Source organism: Nocardia sp. NBC_01388 (genome assembly GCF_045040085.1).
Classification (GTDB): Bacteria; Actinomycetota; Actinomycetes; order Mycobacteriales; family Mycobacteriaceae; genus Nocardia.
Window position 1 is genome coordinate 3,287,873 of the sequence record NZ_CP109553.1, and the last position, 19,192, is coordinate 3,307,064.

General features: G+C 66.4%; 20 protein-coding genes. 9 read left to right on the top strand and 11 right to left on the bottom strand.

The features are described from left to right. Positions 1 to 4: 4 nt before the first annotated feature. The 6 genes from OG716_RS16205 to OG716_RS16230 all read right to left on the bottom strand — a co-directional run bounded on the left by OG716_RS16205 (position 5) and on the right by OG716_RS16230 (position 5,751). Entirely contained in the window at positions 5 to 418 is a 414-nt protein-coding gene (locus tag OG716_RS16205) for a hypothetical protein (protein WP_405138422.1), read from the bottom strand. Positions 419 to 617: 199 nt separating this feature from the next. Further along, complete coding sequence (locus tag OG716_RS16210; protein ID WP_405138423.1) at positions 618 to 1,271, bottom strand: RraA family protein; 654 nt, start codon at positions 1,269 to 1,271, stop codon at positions 618 to 620. Positions 1,272 to 1,489: 218 nt separating this feature from the next. Continuing rightward, complete coding sequence (locus OG716_RS16215) at positions 1,490 to 2,869, bottom strand: acyl-CoA dehydrogenase family protein (protein ID WP_405138424.1); 1,380 nt, start codon at positions 2,867 to 2,869, stop codon at positions 1,490 to 1,492. A 50-nt stretch (positions 2,870 to 2,919) separates the two neighbouring features. Next, entirely contained in the window at positions 2,920 to 4,476 is a 1,557-nt protein-coding gene (locus tag OG716_RS16220; protein WP_405138425.1) for a DUF4185 domain-containing protein, read from the bottom strand. Between the two features lie 122 nt (positions 4,477 to 4,598). After that, on the bottom strand, positions 4,599 to 4,907 hold the full coding sequence (locus OG716_RS16225) for a hypothetical protein (protein WP_405138426.1): 309 nt from the start codon (positions 4,905 to 4,907) through the stop codon (positions 4,599 to 4,601). Between the two features lie 88 nt (positions 4,908 to 4,995). Next, complete coding sequence (locus OG716_RS16230) at positions 4,996 to 5,751, bottom strand: alpha/beta fold hydrolase (protein ID WP_405138427.1); 756 nt, start codon at positions 5,749 to 5,751, stop codon at positions 4,996 to 4,998. Positions 5,752 to 5,808: 57 nt separating this feature from the next. On the opposite strand from OG716_RS16230, the gene OG716_RS16235 reads away from it, so the two are divergent. Continuing rightward, on the top strand, positions 5,809 to 6,123 hold the full coding sequence (locus tag OG716_RS16235) for a hypothetical protein (RefSeq protein WP_405138428.1): 315 nt from the start codon (positions 5,809 to 5,811) through the stop codon (positions 6,121 to 6,123). Here the strand turns inward: OG716_RS16235 and OG716_RS16240 are convergent. Beyond that, the gene (locus OG716_RS16240; protein WP_405138429.1) at positions 6,117 to 7,160 is read right to left on the bottom strand and encodes an Lrp/AsnC family transcriptional regulator; all 1,044 of its coding nucleotides are present in this window, start codon (positions 7,158 to 7,160) and stop codon (positions 6,117 to 6,119) included. The two genes, OG716_RS16235 and OG716_RS16240, sit on opposite strands and share 7 nt — an antisense overlap. A gap of 105 nt (positions 7,161 to 7,265) precedes the next feature. On the opposite strand from OG716_RS16240, the gene OG716_RS16245 reads away from it, so the two are divergent. Next, the gene (locus tag OG716_RS16245) at positions 7,266 to 8,429 is read left to right on the top strand and encodes an alpha-hydroxy-acid oxidizing protein (protein WP_405138430.1); all 1,164 of its coding nucleotides are present in this window, start codon (positions 7,266 to 7,268) and stop codon (positions 8,427 to 8,429) included. Positions 8,430 to 8,483: 54 nt separating this feature from the next. Here the strand turns inward: OG716_RS16245 and OG716_RS16250 are convergent, their stop codons facing one another. Then, complete coding sequence (locus OG716_RS16250; protein ID WP_405138431.1) at positions 8,484 to 9,077, bottom strand: TetR/AcrR family transcriptional regulator; 594 nt, start codon at positions 9,075 to 9,077, stop codon at positions 8,484 to 8,486. A gap of 122 nt (positions 9,078 to 9,199) precedes the next feature. On the opposite strand from OG716_RS16250, the gene OG716_RS16255 reads away from it, so the two are divergent. From OG716_RS16255 to OG716_RS16270, 4 genes are read left to right on the top strand one after another with little or no spacing between them, the layout of a single operon-like run. Then, positions 9,200 to 10,093 (top strand): M24 family metallopeptidase, encoded by an 894-nt coding sequence (locus OG716_RS16255; protein WP_405138432.1) that lies wholly within the window; start codon positions 9,200 to 9,202, stop codon positions 10,091 to 10,093. An 18-nt stretch (positions 10,094 to 10,111) separates the two neighbouring features. Then, positions 10,112 to 11,005: an alpha/beta fold hydrolase gene (locus tag OG716_RS16260; protein ID WP_405138433.1), complete on the top strand. Its 894-nt coding sequence runs from the start codon at positions 10,112 to 10,114 to the stop codon at positions 11,003 to 11,005. A gap of 24 nt (positions 11,006 to 11,029) precedes the next feature. Beyond that, a complete protein-coding gene (locus tag OG716_RS16265; protein ID WP_405138434.1) occupies positions 11,030 to 12,727 on the top strand; it encodes a CocE/NonD family hydrolase in 1,698 nt (565 codons plus the stop codon). Further along, positions 12,724 to 13,995, top strand: a complete 1,272-nt coding sequence (locus OG716_RS16270) for a lipase family protein (RefSeq protein WP_405138435.1) — start codon at positions 12,724 to 12,726, stop codon at positions 13,993 to 13,995. The genes OG716_RS16265 and OG716_RS16270 overlap by 4 nt, the downstream gene beginning before the upstream one ends. 8 nt (positions 13,996 to 14,003) lie before the next feature. On the opposite strand, the gene OG716_RS16275 is transcribed toward OG716_RS16270, so the two are convergent. After that, positions 14,004 to 14,900, bottom strand: a complete 897-nt coding sequence (locus OG716_RS16275) for a helix-turn-helix transcriptional regulator (RefSeq protein WP_405138436.1) — start codon at positions 14,898 to 14,900, stop codon at positions 14,004 to 14,006. A gap of 73 nt (positions 14,901 to 14,973) precedes the next feature. Here OG716_RS16275 and OG716_RS16280 point away from each other — a divergent pair, with 73 nt between their 5' ends. Continuing rightward, positions 14,974 to 15,645 (top strand): class I SAM-dependent methyltransferase, encoded by a 672-nt coding sequence (locus OG716_RS16280; RefSeq protein ID WP_405138437.1) that lies wholly within the window; start codon positions 14,974 to 14,976, stop codon positions 15,643 to 15,645. Between the two features lie 51 nt (positions 15,646 to 15,696). Here OG716_RS16280 and OG716_RS16285 read toward each other — a convergent pair whose 3' ends face one another. Then, entirely contained in the window at positions 15,697 to 15,966 is a 270-nt protein-coding gene (locus OG716_RS16285; RefSeq protein ID WP_355120113.1) for a hypothetical protein, read from the bottom strand. Between the two features lie 78 nt (positions 15,967 to 16,044). Continuing rightward, positions 16,045 to 17,028 (bottom strand): alpha/beta fold hydrolase, encoded by a 984-nt coding sequence (locus OG716_RS16290; RefSeq protein WP_405138438.1) that lies wholly within the window; start codon positions 17,026 to 17,028, stop codon positions 16,045 to 16,047. A gap of 54 nt (positions 17,029 to 17,082) precedes the next feature. Here OG716_RS16290 and OG716_RS16295 point away from each other — a divergent pair, with 54 nt between their 5' ends. Continuing rightward, positions 17,083 to 17,931 (top strand): SDR family NAD(P)-dependent oxidoreductase, encoded by an 849-nt coding sequence (locus OG716_RS16295; protein WP_405138439.1) that lies wholly within the window; start codon positions 17,083 to 17,085, stop codon positions 17,929 to 17,931. A gap of 42 nt (positions 17,932 to 17,973) precedes the next feature. Then, positions 17,974 to 19,167: a thiolase C-terminal domain-containing protein gene (locus OG716_RS16300; protein WP_405138440.1), complete on the top strand. Its 1,194-nt coding sequence runs from the start codon at positions 17,974 to 17,976 to the stop codon at positions 19,165 to 19,167. The last annotated feature ends 25 nt before the right edge of the window (positions 19,168 to 19,192 follow it).

Consider the following 19,192-nt stretch of genomic DNA (forward strand, 5'->3'; position numbering starts at 1 on the left):
CGGATCAGACGCACACGCCGTTCAGGTTCATGGCGGTGATCATCGTCTGCCCGGAGACGGGACGCAGGTCGGAGGCATCGTCGAAGTAGATCGCGCTGATGATGTGCTGACCCGCGACGCCGGGAACCCAGGGAATGCTGGCGGTGCCATTGGTGACCGGCACCGTTCCCACCACATTGCCGGAGATGCCGGGCAGGTGGCTGGTGAACTCCACCGATCCGTGCGATACCGGGGTACCGTCGGCCATCTTCACCGTCGCCACCGCGGTCTGCCCGCAGCCGACGGAGGCGAGCTTGGCCGGGCCGACCGGGGAGCCGGTCATGCTGATCGTCAGCGTCGGCGTTCCCGCCGCGGCCGCCTGCGGCGCTGCCGCCAGCGGTACCGCGATACAGGCCGCCGCGACGGCCATTCCGGCCATGCCCCGTGCTGCCCTACCTCGTGCTGTAGTTCCTCGTGCTGTAGTTCCTCGTGCTGTAGTTCCTCGTGACAAATCGAATCCGCTCATCGTGCCCCGTCTTTCGGTGTATCCGGACCAATCGTGGACAGATCTTCGAACCGGTCGCAGGCTATCCGACGTCGGCCCGGCAGCCACGGAGGCGGCACGGCGAGTACTCGGGTCAGGCGAGGAATTCCAGGGCGGAGTGCTCGCCCTTGCGCAGGGCTTCGGTATGCGCGGAGATGCCGAGGCAGTCGCTGAGCGTGGCGCCCGCGTCCAGCTTCGCGATAACACGGGCTTCGGCCAGCTTGATGGCGGTGGCGGCGGTCAGCAGCGTTTCCACTCGCGCCGGATCGACCACCACAATGCCCTCATCGTCGGCGAGAATCAGATCGCCCGGATGCACCGGCACACCGCCGCAGGTCACGCGGACCTGTAGTTCCCCGAGTTCGGTGGTGGTTCCGGCCATGGGTGTGATGAAACGGCTGTAGATCGGCAGCTCGCAATCACGGACATAGCCGATATCCCGGTATCCGCCGTCGACAATGATCCCGCCCAGTCCGCGTACCAGCGCCCCGCGCGCGAAAAGTTCTCCGGCCAAGGCGATTTCGCTACTGCCGCCGTCGACGATGACAATATCCCCCGGCGCGGCGGTCTCGATGGCCCGCAATACCGCGAAGAAATCCCCGTAGCACCGGACAGTGAATGCCGGTCCCAGAATTCTGATCCCCGCCGATCGCGGCCGAATCGCACTGTCCATCACCCGCAACGACTTATCGGCATCACACAGCGCGGTCGTATCGATCGAGCGAAACCCAGCAGCAAGTCGTTCCACGAGCACAGGCAAAGCCTTTCGAAGTTCGAACCCACATGACCCTCCGACCCTACGTCGCCCGCACTTGTCGAACCCGCCGTTTCAGCCGACCGGCGAACGCCCGACCGGCGTCTTCGGAACCATCAACCGCGCAGCAAACCCGGCCGAGGACTGCTCCCCGAGCGGCCCAAATGTCTTCTCACACAGCTTCCGGGCCGCCCGCAGGGGGTCGACCGTCGTCAGCGCGGCGGGCGCAGGAACTTCAAGGCGGCCTTCATGACCGGGCCCGGTACGCGATCGCGCATATTCAGCGCTGCGGCCGCGGCCCTGGTGCGCACCTCGGTGCCGCGGCCGAACGCCTTGTTCAGCGGGCCGCCCGAGGGTTCGAGGTCGACGTGCAGTGGAGGCCGGCCTTCGGCGGCGCCCAGGGCGTGTGAGATGACTATGCGCTGAATTTCGCTGGTGCCTTCGAAGATGGTGTACAGCTTGGCATCTCGGTACCACTTCTCCACCGGGTGATCGGTGATGTAACCCCACCCGCCCATCGTCTGGATGGCGCGTTCGGTGGCTTTCACCGCGACCTCGCTGGCGGCCAGCTTCGCCATCGAACCTTCGCCGCGTTCGAACGGGACACCCTGGGCGGCCATCCAGGATGCCCGCCAGGTCAGCAGTCGTGCGGCGTCGATGCGGGTGGCCAGGTCCGCGATCGGGAAGGCAATGCCCTGATTGTCAATGATCGGCGCGCCGAAGGCCTCGCGGCGTGTCGCGTAGGAGGTCATGTATTCCATAGCGGCTCTTGCGATTCCGAGCGCCTGGGCCGCGACCATCGGGCGAGTCTGTTCGAAGGTCCCCAGCGTCACCGAACCGGATCGGCCGCCGCTGCGCGCTGCCTCGCGCCGCTTGGCCAGTGCGTGCTCGAGCTTCTCCGGTCCGCCGAGCAGATTGGCCATCGGCACGCGCACGTTGTTGAACTTCAATTCCGCGGTATGCGATGCGCGGCATCCGAGCTTGTCGAGCTTGCGCACCAGTTCCAATCCCGGCGTGCCGCCGGGTACTACGAACAGCGCCTGGCCGCGGTGGCCCAGTTGCTCATCGACCACCGCGTTCACGACATGCACATCGGCGATGCCGCCATTGCCGATCCACATCTTGTGGCCGTCGATGACCCAGTCGTCACCGTCGCGTACGGCCCGCGTGCGCAGATTGCGCACATCGCTGCCGCCCTCGGGTTCGGAGATCGCGAGCGCGGCGAGCTTCAGATCCCCCGGGGTGCCGAAACATTCGGGCGCCCACTGCAGCATCTGCTCGGGCGTGGCGGCCTGGCCGATCGCCGACAGGGCCAGTGCGGGCATCACAATCGCCAATCCGATGCCGGCACAGCCCCAGAACAGCTCCTCCATGAACATGGGCAGCGACAATCCGGTCGGGTCGCCGATGAGGTCGCGGTAGAACAGCGGGCTGTAGAAACCGCGTTTCGCCGCCTCCTCCAGGACCGGCCAGGGGAATTCCTGGGCCTGGTCGTAGTGGGACGCCACCGGCCTGAGGCAGTCTCGGGCGAATTCGTGCGCACGCTCGGCCAGGTCGTGCTGCGCTGCCGTGGGTGTCAGGTCGAAGGTCACGACTGGTCGATACCCCGTCGGCGACCCTCGACACGTTCAGACGCGAATTCTCATTTCAGGGTGGCGTGCATGAGGTAGACGTTGTAGCTGTTCCACGCCGATACCGTGAAGTACAGGTCCTTGCCCGTGGACCACGGGTGCATGAATCCGCCGTACGCGGTCGGGTAGTCCTCGGTGCTGAGCAACGGCACCGGATCACTCCACGCCCCTTGCGGTTGCGCGGCGGTGCGCATCACGATCTGCCCGCGTGTCACGTCCAGATACACCAACTGCCACTGCTGGGTGTCCTGATCGAAACGCACCGACAACTCACTCGCGGTACCGGAAACCACCGGGGTCGCCAATAATTCGTTGGCCCCGTCCGCGGCGATCCAGGTGCCGTCGATCCAGTACTGGTACGCCGATTTGTTGAGCACCTGACCGGAGGGAACCCGCGCCAAACCGATCACGCCCAGCCGCCCGTTCGGGGTGCCGAACATGTACACGTAATCCCCGTGCGGCACCATCGTCGCGACCTGGAAACGGCCCAGCCCGAACAGGTTGTCCCAGCGCGCCCATTGCGATTTGGTCCAGGTACGCCCGTTGTCGTCGGAATAGGCGATACCGCCGTCGTTGGTCCACCACATGCCCGGAATACGCGACCAGTGGTTGATCGACATATACGTCAGATACTGCCGGTCCCCGATCGCGAAACCGGAGGTCGGGATGGTGGTGTGCTCGAAGTTCTTGATCTTGCGACTGTCGAGGATCTCCGCGGCATGACAGCGGGAGTTCTGCACGAAATCATCCAGCACCAGCCCCTGGGACAGATCACGATTGCTGCTGTAGGCGATGGCATTGCTGCGCCAGTCCTGCTGCTCGGTACCCGCACCCCCGGCCTGCCAGCCCTTGCCGAAGGTGTCACCGAACACGACCGCGACCTGACCGGGCTTGTTCTCCCACATCAATCCCAGATCGGTGCCATCGACCGACCAGCGCATATCGGTGCGGTTGAGCGACCCGTGCCCGGTCACCTGATTGACCAGCTGCACCGAATCCACCTGCGGGGCCGGCACCGGCGCGACCGCCGGGGCGGGCTCCGGCGGTTGCACGTCCGAGGTCGGCGGGGCCTGCGGTTCCGGAGCCTGCCCGCCGGGCACCGGGATCGGAATCGGTTCGGCTTCCGGGGTGATCTCCACACGGGGCAGCGACAACCCGCTACCGCTACCGCTACCGGTCCCGCCCGGCGCGGTGGCCGGGGCCGGGTCGTCCCGAATATCGGGGCACGGGTTGACACACGGATCCGAGGGCAACGCGGCCGGATCGATACGCGTGTTGTCAGGTCTGGGGCCCGGTACCTGGACGGTCACGATCTGCGGGATCGGCACCGGAATCTTGATCGGCGCCTGCGGTTGCTGCTGCGACGGATCGGGATTGGGTTGCCGGGCAAGGGGATCGAAACCTGTTTCCCCGCAGGAGTTCACCGGCGCAGCCGCCCACGGATGCAAAGGACCGGCCATCGCGGGAGCCGCGGGCAAGAGCACCGCACCTAGGGTAACGACACCGAAAAGAGCCAGTGTCGCGGGGATTTCGGACTGTAACAACGGGCGGCGATGCCGAAACCCCATGAGTGTGCGCTTCCTCGTCTGTGATCGAACCGCACAACTGTAGCGACCCGGTGCCGAATTCGCTTGTCGCCGAATCGGTCACCGTATCGGTCACACCGAATTCGAGGCCACCGCCGGCCGATTCACTGCTCCGAACTCAGTTCTGACAGACCGGGTACGCGGCGGCGGGATGGCAGTGCGCCGGGCACGCCAGGATGTAGACGATACTGCCCAGCAGCAGTCCGTCGTCGAAGGCTGGAAGGTCGATAGTGCGGCACCCCGGCGGGCACCTCGACCTGGAAGTACAGCGCCATGCGCGCACCGCAGTCGCATACCGGCCAGGGCTGATCCGCGTCCAACACGGGCCATCCTCCGATGGTGTCGCGATCACCCGCGACGCCCATCTCCCCGCTGACATCGACCACATAGGTCATCGGCGCGGTCGATCCCATTTGCCCTCCGTATTCCGTTGCGCCACAGACAATAAAGCATCCGCGATCGAGGTCTGCCGGTGCCGCGCGGACCGCGCGACCACCCGGGTCACCGGGACTCGCCCTCGCAGTGCGAGAGGAATTTCTCCAGCTCATCGGTGAAACCCGGTGCAGCCGGGACGAAGTGGCCGGCTCCGGGTGCGATGAGCCGCTGTGCTCCGAGTTCCTCGGCGAGTGCGTCGCAGATCCGTTCCAGGGCAGCGGAATGCGCCCCGGAGGCGACTAGCGCCGGAACTCCGGCCGCCCGCAACGCCGCGAGATTCGGCCGGGCCTGCCCAGGCAGACGCCCGCCGTGTGCACGGAGCACGGCGGCCACGACCGCGTCCGGGAGCCGCCCGGCATCGATACCGGGTGACCCGGTGAGAGCGAGGAACTCACGCAGCACATCGGGATCGGCCTCGAGACCGTCGAGGAGGACCTCGTCCCCCAGTTCTTGCAATCGAGCCACGTCGGGGTCCCCCGGAACAAGGAAATACAGCGGCGGTTCGATCAGCGTCAGCGAACGCACACTCTGCGGCTGTTCAGCGGCGGCCAGCAGTGTTCCGACCACCCCGTAGGAATGAGCGACCACGTGGGGACGACTCTCCCGGAACACCGCACCGAGATCCTCCGCATCGACCACAAAGTCCTGCCGCCCATCCACTCCCGGCGGACTCGGCTCGAACCCACGCCGATAGACCATCAGCAGCGTCCACCGCGCCGCCAGCGTTTCCAGCCCCGCCCACGTGGACCTCGGCCCGGCCCCACCGTGCACCAGCACTACTTCGGGCCCATCTCCGGACCTACGCACCGTGAGAGCATCCACGCCGGTATTGTCAGCCGATTTCAGCCCTCCGACCCGCAACAGTGGGATTTACCTCGAGTGATTTCCACCTCGAATCCCTCCCCCGCCGATTCGCCGCTGCGGCTCATCGATGCCGGGATCTCGCCGTTCTCACTGGTGGAAGGCGCCCGGATCGGCAATCTGACGCCACTGCTGTTCCATGAGCTGCTGGATTTCCTCCTGCTGGACCCGGTGTCGAATCTGGACCGGTACGCGGCCGCCGTGCGCGGTCTGCTCGGATATCTCACGCCGTGGCCCGATGGCGAGCACGTCCGATACTCCGGCCACACCATGCCCGGCACCAACGTGCTGTGGACAACACACGCCGCCGAGTACCTGAACGCCAACTACTGATCGGCGGAGGAGATATCCCGCCAGATATCGGGCGGGACAACGGCTTTCGATCGGCCGTGCTGATCGAGGATACGGCCGAGCAGCTTCTCGTGGCGCAGCGTGATGCTGCGCTCGGTGATGGCGAGCTCGGGATGCATGGTGGCGAGCTGGTTTTCGAACCGCGTGACTTCCGCGACCGAATGCAGCCCGGCCTGCACCACCAGATTGTGCGTGCCGCTCACGGCGGCGCAATTGCGGGTCTGCGGCAGCCGGATGAGCGCGTACCCGATCTCGGGCAGCACAGCGGTGGGCGCTGTCGCCCAGAAGGTCACGGCGACCGGCCAGCCGCCGAGCGGGCGCGCGAAATCGCAGCGAAAACTCAGCAGGCCGAGCCGGGTCAGCTCGTCGATCCGGCGTTTGACGGTGGAGCTGCTGATCCCCAGCGCGGTGGCGATCGCCCGGTGAGAGGCCCGGCCGTCGCCGTACAGCTGATCGATCATCGCCCGGTCCAGCTCGGTCACCTGCCGCCGTCCCCGCGGGTCGGCGGCGGGAGCAGCGGGTGTTCGCAGCTGATCGCGCTGCTGCGGAGCCAGCGCGTCGATGCGCCAGCTGCCGCCCTCGGCGAACCAGTGCGTGACAATCCGAGTCCGCACCGCGACGACATTCGGGACGGCCGGGAGCGCATCCAGGGTGTACCGGCCCATCTGATCGAAGTCGCGGGTCGCCACGGTGGCGAAGATCCGATTGCTGCCGCCGGAGCGTTCGAGGGTGAGCATGTGGGGATGACCGGCGAGCGCTGCCACCACCTCCGCGGTCGAACCCGCAGCGCAGTCGATATCGACATACGCGGCACAGACCAGATCGAACAGCGCGGGCCCCGGCGAGACACACACCCACGCTTCGCCGCGCTCGTCCAGGCGCTGCCAGCGACGGGCGACGGTCACCGGATCGATGCCGAGCACCTGCCCCAGCTCGGTCCAGGAGGCCCGGGGCCGCAATTGCAGGGCATGGATCAGCGCGAGATCGTCTTCGCTCAGCGCTCTGACATCATCCTGCACCTGTACTGGTCTCCGTGACTGAATACTGCGTTTCGAACGGTTCCAACGCTCAGTCTCGCACAATAATCAGGTACCCCGGCAGGTTCGGAAACTGGAGATGACGTCATGGCATTCGGTGACTTTCAGAACGAGATCTACTTCAACGGGCTGCGTGGCGTGGTGCCCGCACTCCCGGTGAGCTTCGCCGAACTGGAGGAGCGGGCACGCGCGGCCATGCCGCCGTCGGTGTGGTCGTATGTGGCCGGCGGCGCCGGCGATGAGCGCACCCAGCGCGCCAATGTGACGGCCTTCGATCACTGGGGGCTGATCCCCCGCATGTTCGTCGGCGCGGCACAGCGCGAGCTGTCCATCGATCTGTTCGGAATGACCCTGCCCGCACCGGTTTTCATGGCTCCGATCGGCGTGATCGGCCTGTGCGCCCAGGATGGGCACGGCGATCTCGCGACCGCTCGGGCCGCGGCACGCACCGGAATTCCCATGGTGGCATCCACGCTCATGGTCGATCCGCTGGAGGACGTGGCAGCCGAATTCGGTGATACGCCAGGCTTTTTCCAGCTCTACACCCCCACCGACCGCGATCTCGCCGCCAGCCTGGTGGAACGCGCCGAGCGCGCCGGATACCAGGGCATTGTCGTCACTCTCGACACCTGGGTGACCGGATGGCGCCCGCGCGATCTGTCCACCGGCAATTTCCCGCAGCTGCGCGGACACTGCCTGGCCAACTACTTCAGCGACCCGGTCTTCCGCGCGAGCCTGGCGCAGTCGCCGGAACAGGACCCGCAATCGGCGATCCTGAAATGGATCCAGGTCTTCGGCAATCTCCTCACCTGGGAAGACCTTCCGTGGTTGCGCTCGCTGACCAAGCTGCCGCTGATCGTCAAGGGCATCTGCCACCCCGATGACGTCCGCCGCGCCCGCGACGGCGGCGTGGACGGCATCTACTGCTCCAATCACGGTGGCCGCCAAGCCAATGGCGGCATCCCCGCGCTCGATATGCTCCCGGACGTGGTCGCCGCGGCCGAGGGGCTCCCGGTCCTGTTCGACTCCGGCATTCGCAGCGGCGCCGACATCATCAAGGCCCTGGCACACGGCGCCACCGCGGTGGGCATCGGCCGCCCCTACGCCTACGGCCTCACTCTCGGCGGCACCGACGGCATCGTCCACGTCCTGCGGTCGCTGCTGGCCGAAGCCGATTTGATCATGGCGGTCGACGGCTATCCGACGCTGAAAGACCTCACCGCGCACTCTCTGCGCCCAGTTTCCGCCTAGTTCGAACGTTGTACGGCGGTCCCGGTGGTGACAACCACCGGGACCTTTCGCGTTTCAGGCGGTGTAGGCGCGGAACAGCGCGCGCAGGCCCGAAACCAGGGGGTCGCGGTCGGCATCCCCGCGCGGCCAGGCGAAGCGCTGCAGTGCGAAACCGTCGATGAGCGCGATGATCGCGCGCGCACCGGTTGCCGGGTCCGCGGCACCCGCCTGCGCCAGAACGGCTTTCGCCGCCTCTTCGAAAGCGGCCATCATTCGATGCGCCAGCACCTGCAGCTCGGGCCGATACGGGCATTGGACGTAGATGGTGAACTCGGCCGCCAGGAAGGTGGTCGGCACGGCCAGGAAGTAGTCGACATAGCGTTCGACCAGCTCGTCGAGATTCAGCTGCTGCTCGGCGATTTCGGCGGAGATCGCTTCGATCGAGTCGATCAGCCTGGTCACCATCAGCTCCATCGCCTCGGCGAGCAGTTCGTCGATGGAGGCGAAGAAGTAGCTCGTCGTCGACAGCGGCACACCCGCGCGGCTCGCAATGGCGCGGTGCGTGGCCGCGACGACCCCGCCCTCGGCAATCACCTCGACCGCCGCTTCGAGTAGTGCGGTACGGCGGGCCTGGCCCGCGGCGCGATGAGTCGGTGGGCGGATCGGCATACCACGATTCTAGACATCTCTGGACAAGCGTCCGAACTCGCGGCATACTCTGGACAAATGTCCGAGGTTATCGGCCGCTGTAGCCCGAGCCGCTCCCTCTCCGGCGCAAAAGGATTCCCACGATGGCGCAGACCACCCCCAAACTCCCCCGCCGAGTCGATCCCGTCACCGACTGGCTCTCCGGCCGCCGTACCGCCTCCTCGAAGCAATTGCGCCCCGAAGAAGTCGAGGGTTTCCGCAGGGCCCAAAGCCTCGGCTTCGCCTGCGCCCAGGCCGCCGCAGCCGAGATGCGGCCCGGCTGGACCGAAGCCCAGACCGGCCTCTGGATGATCAACTGGCTCTACGACCACGGCGTGAAAACCATGCTGCACAAGCCGATTGCGGTATTCCACGAGAAGACACTCGCGCCCGACGGCGAATGGGGTCCGGTCACCCGGGGCACCGGCGCCACCTTGCGCGAGGACGATGTGGTGATTCTCGACTGCGCACCGGTCGTTGACGGCTACACCGGCGATATCGCCTACACCGTTCCGGTCGGCGAGAACCCGGAACTGCAACGGGCACAGGACTTTCTGACCGCGCTTCGCGCCGAGATTCCCGCACGCTTCGCCGACGCCGAGCTGGCCGGCGGCGTCTTCGAGTGGGTCGATGACAAGATCCGCGAAGCAGGCTATGGCAATGCCGCCGCCGGATACCCCAATCATGTTCTCGGACACCGGGTCTACCACCACGGTCGGCTCAACGATCTCGCCCCATGGTTCCTGCCGGAGCGCATCGTCGGCTACGTACCGAGCTGGCACAGCCTCGGTTTCCTCGGCACCACCGTACGACGACTGCTCTTCCCCGAGGTGCTCGGACCCCAGCACAGCGGCCCCAAGACCGGCATCTGGGCCATCGAACCTCACATTCGCGCAGCCGGATTCGGCGCGAAATTCGAGGAACTGCTCGTCGTCGACGAAGGCAAGGCCTACTGGCTCGATGACAGCAGCCAGCGCCGCATCACCATCGGCTCGTGAGACACAAGGACATTCACCATGGTTGAACGAATCGCGCGATGCAATGGCATCGATATCGCGTATGAAACCTTCGGCGATCCCGCCCATCCGACGGTCTTGCTGATCATGGGCTTCGGCTCACAGATGATCACCTGGCCCGTGGAATTCTGCGAGCTGATCGCCGCGCGCGGATACCAGGTCGTGCGGTACGACAATCGCGATACCGGGCACTCGTCGCGCATCACCGGCGGGCCCACACCGAATCCGCTGGCAACAATATTGTTCGGTGGCCGCAAGTCCGCCAGCTACACCCTCGAGGATATGGCGGGCGACGCGCTCGGGCTGCTGGACCATCTGGGTGTCGATAAAGCGCACATCGTCGGCGGATCGATGGGCGGAGCGATCGCGCAGTCCATCGCCATCGACCACCCGGACCGACTGCTCTCACTCGTATCCGTCATGTCCCCCACCGGCCGGCTGTTCTGGAAGGAGATCCCGGACCTCGCGTTGCTGCTGCGACTCCTGACGGTCGATGACAAGACCCGAAAGTCCTACGTCGAACAGGGTGTCGCGGTCTGGCGAGCCCAGGGTTCGCCGGGCGAACCGTTCGACGAAGCCTGGACCCGCGGCATGCTCGAGGAGAGCTGGGAACGCGGCGTCGATTCGGAGGGCACCGCACGCCAATTGGTGGCGATCCTGTCCTCCACCGACCGGCGGCCACTGCTGCGCCGCATTACCGCGCCAACCCTGGTACTGCACGGCACCGACGACAAGCTGGTGCGCCCGAGGGCAGGGCGGTACGCCGCCAATGCGATTCCCGGCGCGCGACTGGTCGAGATTGCGGGCTGGGGCCACGATCTGCCGCCCACTCTGCATCGGCGGCTCGCCGATGAGCTGGCCGATCATGCCGACCGCGTCCATCAGGACCACTGACACAACTGAAGGATGGTGGTCGGTGTGTCGCTGCCGACTCGGGCGCTCGACGCCTACCGCGACTCCGTCGTCGCTCCGCTCGAAGGACGACTGTTCGAACGATTGCTCGGCCTGCCGCCCGCCACAACGCGAAACGTGCGGATCACCAGGAACATTCGGGTTCCGATGCCGGACGGGGTGGAGCTCGTCGCGGATCTCTACGAGCCGATCGGTGTTCCGGTCGTCGGCACCGTCATGTCGCGCACGCCCTACGCACGCGTCGGAATGACCAGTCGCGCCACGGCTATGCCCTTCGCCGAGCGCGGTTTCAATGTGCTCCTGCAATCGTGCCGCGGCACCCATGGTGGTTCGGGCGGAGCTTGGGATCCGGTCGTCAATGAGGAATCCGATGGTCTGGCGACCCTCGATTGGATCGAGCGGCAGCCGTGGTTCAACGGCAAACTCTTCACCTACGGGCCGAGTTACGTCGGCATCACTCAGCTGGCGCTGCTGCCCGGCGCGGGCAATCGCATCACCGCCGCGCTGCCCCAGGTCACCAATACGGCGATCAACGAAGCCCTGTTCCCGGGCGGCGTCTTCTTCACCGCCCTCGGCGTGCAATGGATTCGGCGTTTGAAGCTGCTGGAGACGAGCGCACTGCTGGCCGACTTCGTCGAGATCATCGGCGATCGCACCGCGCAGCGGGCCATGAATACCGTCCCGCTCACGGCCGCGGACAAGGCCGCCACCGGGCGCACCGTGCCGTATTTCCAGGACTGGATGTCGGCGGGCACCGGCCGCGACGACCCGTATTGGAAGGGCGCCAGGGAATTCCGGAGCAGAGTCCGCGATATCGTCGCGCCGGTCAATTTCTACGCCGCCTGGCAGGACTTCATGCTGCTCGGCCAGATCGACGACTATCAGCTCATGCGGGCGGCGGGCCGGGAACCGTACCTGACCATCGGCAATCATCCGCACGTCCATACCGAAACCATGGCGGGTGGATTCCGGGAGGGGTTCGCCTGGTTCACCGCAATGGCTTCCGGCGATCCTGCGAGTTATCGCGATCAGCCGGTGAAACTGTTCATGCAGGGCAGTGACGAATGGCGATACTACGAATCCTTCCCGCCCGCAGCGTCTTCGGATCAGACCTGGTATCTCCGGCCGGACGGCGGGCTCACCGCCGATGAGCCGGGCCGGGGCACGCCCCGCCGATTCCGCTGGGATCCGCGCGATCCGACGCCGAGTTTCGGTGGGGCCATGCTGGATCCGAAGCTGTCGGGCCGAAAGCCGCAGGCGGAGCGCGAGAACCGGGCCGATGTGATCGTCTATTCGAGCGAGCTACTCGACCGGCCGGTCGAGGTCATCGGCGCGGTCATCGCGCATATCGTGGTGCGGACCAGTGCACCGTTCGGCGATCTGTTCGTCCGGCTGTGTGATGTCGATTCGGCGGGCGTCTCGACCAATGTCTGCGACGGAATCCAGCGGATGGATGACCTCCCGCCGCCGGGCGAGAACGACATCCGCACAGTCACCGTCCGCCTGCTCCCGACGGCCTACCGGTTCGCATCCGGGCACCGGCTGCGAATCCAGGTCTGCGGAGGATCTTTTCCGCACTTCACCCCCAATGCGGGCAGCGGCGAACCGCAGGGCACGGCCACACGCCGGGTGCCGGTCGACTACGAACTACTACCCGGATCCGCAGGGACCCTCTCGGTAATGCCCAGCGAAGGACAGTCATGAAACACCTCAGCACGCCCGCGGGTCGGCGCCGGGCACTCGGCCGCCGCGGCTGGATACTCGGTGCCGCAGCGACTATCACAGTGGCCGCGGCGTCGATCGTGATCATCGCACCGGCCGAGGCGGAACCGATTCCGGTGCCCGCGGCGGACCCGTTCTACGATGCGCCGTCCAATCTGGCCGAACTCGGTAATGGCACGATCATTCACTCACGGGAGATCGCGCCGTACGGATTGCCGGTCCCGCTGCCGATCACCACCTGGCAGGTGCAGTACAAATCGACCGATGCGCAGGGCGCTCCGACCACCGGAATGGCGACCCTGGTGGTCCCCACCGCACCGTGGACCGGTCCCGGAGCCCGCCCGCTGGTCAGTTACCAGCTGGCCGAAGACAGTCTCAGTACGCGTTGTGCCACTTCATATTCCTTGCGGGCGGGCTTTGCGCCGGGTGGACCGGGACCGGACAACACCAATACCGAGGCGCCGGTCGCAGCAGCACTCCTGCAACGGAATTGGGCGGTGGTGATGTCCGACTACCAGGGTCCGCAATCGCGGTTCCTGGACTCCCGGCAGTCCGGGCACAGTGTGCTCGACGGGATTCGGGCGGCGCTGGCCTTCGGCCCGGCCGGGCTCGCACCCGATTCCCCGCTCGGCCTGATGGGTTACTCCGGCGGATCGCTCGCCTCGATCTGGGCGGGCCAGCAGGAACCGGACTATGCGCCCGAGCTGCGGCTCACCGGACTCGCGGTGGGCGGCCTGCCCGCGAATCTCGCACACGCCCTGCAGGTCACGAGCGGAACCTATACCGCCGGACTCGGCATGCTCGCACTCGCCGCCTTCAGCCGGGTGGCGCCGGAGGCCGATATTCCGAGCCTGCTCAATGACCGCGGCCGCACCATGATCGCCGAGAACAACCAATCGTGCGGTACAGAATTCATCACGAAGTACGCCTTCACAAATCTCGACGACTACACCCTCGCACCCGATATCGGAGCCGACCCCCGCATTGTGGCTCTGGCGGAACAGAATCGGCTCGACGCTGCTTCCCCGGCGGGGCCCACCTATGTCTGGCACTCGACGGGCGACGATGTGCTTCCCATCGCCGATACCGATCAGGTCGTCCGCAATTGGTGTGGTCAGGGCGCCACGATCACGTATGTGCGAACGAATATCCCGACTCACCTGGGCGCCGCGTACCCAGGAATCCCCGCGGCGATCGACTATCTCGATCAGCGATTCGGCGGGAATCCCGCACCTGCCGGCTGTAGTTGACCGGCGCGCTATGCCACGTCACTGCGCGTGCGCCAGACGCGCGGGGTCATATCGTGTTCGCGGCGGAACATGCGGGTGAAGAAGCCGGGGTCGAGAATGCCTACGCGGCGGGCGATGTCGTTGATCGGGAGGTCGGTGTCGGTGAGCAGGCGGCGGGCCTCGGACATGCGGCGGGCGAGGATCCAGTCCTGGACGGTGCGCCCGGTGCGGCGGCGGACCAGGGTGGTGAGGTAGGCGGGGGTCATGCCGATCGTGGTCGCGACGTCGCGCAATGAGATTTGCTCGGCGAAGCGATCTTCGATGACGGTGAAGACCCCGGCGAGCACGGATTCATTGCTGCGCTGCAGGTCTCCCACCACATCCACGGCCAGCCGGGCGATGTCCACCAGGAGCAGGGTGAGGTGGGCCGCGGCGGCCTGGCGGTATCCCGTTCGACTGGCGGACAACTCGTCCTCGATGGCCGCGATTGTGTTCTCCCACAGCGGTTGCCGCTCCTCGGGCACATACAGTCGCAGTAGTCCGCCGGGGATGCCGTGCAGGAACGGGGACAGGAGCGGGTGCGCACGCCAGGCCGGCCAGGGCACTCGGGTGTCGTCGCCGAGCGCGGCCGGATCGAAGAGCACGCCGATCGCGCTCTCCACGGTCACGTCCCGGCCGTCGACCCGCACGCCCGGCGCGACGACATAGACCTCTCCGGTGCGCACCCCGACCGGAGACTCGTCGCCCGGCATGCCGCGGTCGACATAGAGCAGCACCGGAAAATCGTGGATATGCGGGGTGCTGTGCCCGGGTTGCGCCGCCTCGGTGAATCGAATGATCGAGATGGGCGGGACAGCAGGGTCGGACGAATACCGGTACACCGGCACGCCGGCTTCATATCGGACGGTACGCGGACGCTCGGACATGAACCAAAGATAATCCTATTTTCGCCGATGATCGGCCGATTCTTCGGACTATTCGGTGCACATCATGGGAAGCATGACGAAAAATACTCCTGCTGCTCAGGACACCGGCCACAGTCACGACTATCTCCCCGCAGCCGGGCGTGACTCCATGCTGCCGTTCTACGACATACTCACACGCCTGCTCGGCGCCGGAAAGGTGCATCGCTCCCTCATTCAGCAGGCCGCCCTCGCACCGGATACTCGCGTGCTGGAGATCGGTTGCGGCACGGGCACACTCACGGTCGCCGCCAAGGACGCGCAACCCCGCGCCGATGTGGTGGGCACCGACCCCGATCCCCTCGCGCTGGCTCGCGCGGAGCGAAAGATCCGCGGGCGCAGCGGAATCCGATTCGAGCGTGCGTACGCACAGGACCTGCCGTTCCCCGATGCCGCCTTCGACCACGTCTTCTCCTCGTTCATGCTCCATCACCTCCCCGCCGAGGTGCAGCCTGTCTTCGCAAGCGAGGCACTGCGTGTGCTCCGCCCCGGCGGGCGGCTGCATCTGGCTGATATCGGCGGAAACATCACCGCCGCAGACGGATACGCTGCCCGCCGCATGCTCAGAAATCAGCATGTGAGCGGCAATCTTCGCGACGGCATACCCCGCCTGTTACGCGCCGCCGGATTCGACTGCGAGGAAGTGGATTCCGGCGTCTACCGCCATGTCGGACGAGTCACCTTCTACCGCGCGACCCGGCCCGCGTAATCCGCTACCGACAGCCGAGATCCGGCCTGGCAGGCCGGATCTCGGGTGATATCAGAAGCTGCCGGTCTCCGGCAGTTGTTCGGTCCACCCGCCCCATTCCGGATGGCAAGCCGGACGCCAGTACTCGTGGTCACGGTCGCAATGCACCCAGTGCCAGTAGCCGTCGTGGACGTACTGGAGGTTCGGCGCGGATACGGCCGTCCCGTCCGCCGGCGCTTCCGCCGATGCGGCGCCTGCCGCCATGACCATCGGAACCGCCGCGACCGTCAAAGCCAAGGCCACTCGAATCCCGGAACGGTGTGCTCTCGCTTGTAGTTTCATGCCACCATCACAGCCCGAAGGGTGGCCCGTCGAAAAGACGTCGGGCCAGTCCTTCAGACGATCTTCAGATGATGCGGATCAGGCAGAAGTCGAGACGGTCAGGTCCAAACTCTTCAGGGCGTTGATGAGGAACCCGTTGACGGCATCGGCGCGTTCGAGCTGAACCAGGTGGCCCGCCTTGGGGATTTCGACCACCTCGCGCAGGTCGACCACATTGGCGCGCAATGTCGCCAGCGGGTCGCGGCCGCTGAAACCCTCCATATCCGGGTCGTTCTCGCCGTAGAGGAAGAAGGTCGGGACGGTGACCTTGGCGTCGGCGTACGCCTCGGTGAGTTCCCAGTTGCGGTCGAGGCTGCGGTACCAGTTGAGCCCGCCGGTGAACCCGGTGCGCTCGAAATCCGCTACCAGCGTGTCGAATTCGGCCTCCGACAGCCACGACCACGGCATGGGCGGCGCTTCCGGAAGCACGTCGAGGTAGCCCAGGCCCGGCGGGTTCTTCCAGGTGTCGAGGTAGTGGTAGTCACCGCTGAGCGAGTAGTACACCCGGGCCAGAAATCCGCGCGGGTCGGCGGCCAGTTCGGCATCGGCGACACCGGGCTCCTGGAAGTACGCCAGATGCAGGAAGTGCCGATCGGCCGCCTTGGTCCAGAACGCTGACGGCGGACGCGGGGGACGCGGGCTGAACGGATTGTTCAGGACCGCCACCGCCGCCACCCGCTCCGGGTGCCGCAGCGACAGCTCCCACACCAGTTGCGCACCGAAGTCCAGGCCGACGAAGACGGCCCGCTGCTCGCCGATATCGTCCAGCAGCGCCAGCAGATCGCCGATCACGGCCTCGTTCGTGTACGACTCCAACCCGGCGGGCGCATCGGTGCGCCCGTAGCCGCGCAGGTCCGGGGCCAGTGCGCGATATCCGGCGGCCGCGACCGCTTCCAGCTGGTTGTGCCACATGAACCAGGTGTGCGGGAACCCGTGGCAGAAGATGACCGGATACCCCTCACCCTGCTCCGCCACGTGCATACGGATGTCTCCGGTATCCACGATCCGATGCGTCAGCTCCACTGCTGCCTCCAATTTCTAGAACACGTTCCTATTTAAAGGTAGTGTCCAGAGGTCGTGAGCGAAATACCCAAGATTCTCGCCGGAACGGTCGCCGTGGTGACCGGAGCCAGCCGCGGTATCGGCAAGGGCATTGCCCTGGAGCTGGGCGCGGCGGGCGCAACCGTCTATGTCACCGGACGCACCACCACCGCCGGACACCTGCCGGGCACGGTGGCGGGCACCGCCGCCGAGATCGATGCGCTCGGCGGCACCGGAGTCGCGGTGGTCTGCGACCACAAGGACGACAGTGCGGTCGAAAAGCTCTTCGCGCAGGTGCGCGAGGAACGGGGCCGCCTGGACGTCCTGGTGAACAATGTCTACAACTCCCCCGCCGCCGCCCGCTGGCTGGGCCGCAAGTTCTGGGAGGTGCCGCCCAAGGCGTGGGACGAGACGTTCGATATCGGCGTTCGATCGCATTATGTGGCAAGCGTTTTCGCGGCGCCGCTGATCATCGAATCCGGTGGGCTCATCGTCAATGTGTCCTCCCCCGGCGCGACCCGGTACATGCACAATGCCGTCTACGGCGTCGGCAAGACCGCGCTCGATCGGCTGACCGCCGATATGGCGCACGACCTCGCCGACACCGAGGCGACCGCGGTCTCGCTGTGGCCCGGCATCGTCAATACCGAACTGCTGCAGATGGTTCCGGCCGATGCGCAGGGCCGCCGCCTGGTCACCCTGCCCGGCGAAGGCACCTTCGATCTCGATACCGCCGAATCCCCCCGCTTCCCGGGCCGGGCCGTCGCGGCACTGGCCGCCGATCCGAAGCGCAAGGCGCGCAGCGGTAGCGCCTGGAAGGTCGCCGACCTCGCCGGGGAATACGGGTTCACCGATATCGACGGCCGCGTCCCGCGCGCCGACTGACCAGCACCACAGTTGTTTCCGCAGAACAGGAGTACAGGAAGAATGCGTCGCGTTTTCGTCGTCGGTGTCAATATGACCCCGTTCGTCAAGATCGGTTCCCGCGAGTGGACCTACCCGCAGATGGTCGCCGAGGCCGTCAACGGCGCACTCGGCGATGCCGGAATCACCTACGACCAGGTGCAGCGCGCCGCCGCCGGCTACGTCTTCCAGCCGTCCGCCGCCGGGCAGCGCGCCCTGTACGACGTGGGTCTCACCGGCATTCCGATCGTGAATGTGAACAACAACTGCGCCACCGGGTCCACCGCCCTCATGCTGGCCCGGGAATGGGTCGGCAGCGGGATCGTGGACATCGCGCTGGCCGTCGGCTTCGAGCAGATGACCAAGGAATCCATGGCGGGCCCGGCCACCCGGCCCAAAGCCACCACCGTCGATCATCACCTGGCCGTCATGCGCGAGCAGTACGACTTCAGCCAGGCGCCCATCACCACGCAGTTCTTCGGCAATGCGGCCATCGAGCATATGAAGCGCTACGGCACCACGCCCGAGCAGCTGGCGGCGGTCGCGGTGAAGAACCATGAGCACTCCACGCGGAATCCGCTGGCGCAGTTCCAGGATGCGTACACGCTGGAGCAGGTGCTCGGTGACAAGCCGGTGCACGGACCGCTGACCCGCTCGCAGTGCTCGCCCATGTCCGACGGCGCGGCCGCCGCGGTCGTGGTCAGCGAGGAGTACGTGCGGGCGCACGGGCTCGAGGATCAGGCCATCGAGATTCTGGCGCAGGAACTGGCCACCGATGACGGCAATGCCTTCTCGACCGGCTCCATGATCGATGTCGTGGGCGCGCCCATGACCCGCGCGGCCGCCTCGAAGGTGTTCGCCACCGCCGGAATCGGGGTCGCGGACGTCGATGTGATCGAGCTGCACGACTGCTTCACCATCAACGAGCTCATCACCTACGAGGCCCTGGGCCTGTGTGGTGAGGGCGAATCCGGTGCGCTGGTCGAATCCGGCGCCACCACCTACGGCGGCACCTGGGTGGTGAACCCGTCCGGCGGGCTCATCTCCAAGGGCCACCCGCTCGGCGCCACCGGCCTGGCGCAGGCCACCGAATTGTCCTGGCAGCTGCGCGGACTCGCGGGCGAACGCCAGGTGCCCGACGCGCGCACCGCGCTCGCCCACAATCTGGGCCTGGGCGGCGCGGTCGTCGTCACCCTGTACGGCGCACACACGCTATAACCGCTGACAAGAACCGCTCGAAGTG

What these genes read in the sequence shown, in the direction of transcription:
- OG716_RS16285 (WP_355120113.1), bottom strand. Translation starts at nt 15,966, where the DNA reads ATGAAACTACAAGCGAGAGCACACCGTTCCGGGATTCGAGTGGCCTTG.
- OG716_RS16220 (WP_405138425.1), bottom strand. Translation starts at nt 4,476, where the DNA reads ATGGGGTTTCGGCATCGCCGCCCGTTGTTACAGTCCGAAATCCCCGCG.
- OG716_RS16225 (WP_405138426.1), bottom strand. Translation starts at nt 4,907, where the DNA reads ATGGGATCGACCGCGCCGATGACCTATGTGGTCGATGTCAGCGGGGAG.
- OG716_RS16245 (WP_405138430.1), top strand. Translation starts at nt 7,266, where the DNA reads ATGGCATTCGGTGACTTTCAGAACGAGATCTACTTCAACGGGCTGCGT.
- OG716_RS16300 (WP_405138440.1), top strand. Translation starts at nt 17,974, where the DNA reads ATGCGTCGCGTTTTCGTCGTCGGTGTCAATATGACCCCGTTCGTCAAG.
- OG716_RS16270 (WP_405138435.1), top strand. Translation starts at nt 12,724, where the DNA reads ATGAAACACCTCAGCACGCCCGCGGGTCGGCGCCGGGCACTCGGCCGC.
- OG716_RS16275 (WP_405138436.1), bottom strand. Translation starts at nt 14,900, where the DNA reads ATGTCCGAGCGTCCGCGTACCGTCCGATATGAAGCCGGCGTGCCGGTG.
- OG716_RS16260 (WP_405138433.1), top strand. Translation starts at nt 10,112, where the DNA reads ATGGTTGAACGAATCGCGCGATGCAATGGCATCGATATCGCGTATGAA.
- OG716_RS16255 (WP_405138432.1), top strand. Translation starts at nt 9,200, where the DNA reads ATGGCGCAGACCACCCCCAAACTCCCCCGCCGAGTCGATCCCGTCACC.
- OG716_RS16280 (WP_405138437.1), top strand. Translation starts at nt 14,974, where the DNA reads ATGACGAAAAATACTCCTGCTGCTCAGGACACCGGCCACAGTCACGAC.
- OG716_RS16250 (WP_405138431.1), bottom strand. Translation starts at nt 9,077, where the DNA reads ATGCCGATCCGCCCACCGACTCATCGCGCCGCGGGCCAGGCCCGCCGT.
- OG716_RS16205 (WP_405138422.1), bottom strand. Translation starts at nt 418, where the DNA reads ATGGCCGGAATGGCCGTCGCGGCGGCCTGTATCGCGGTACCGCTGGCG.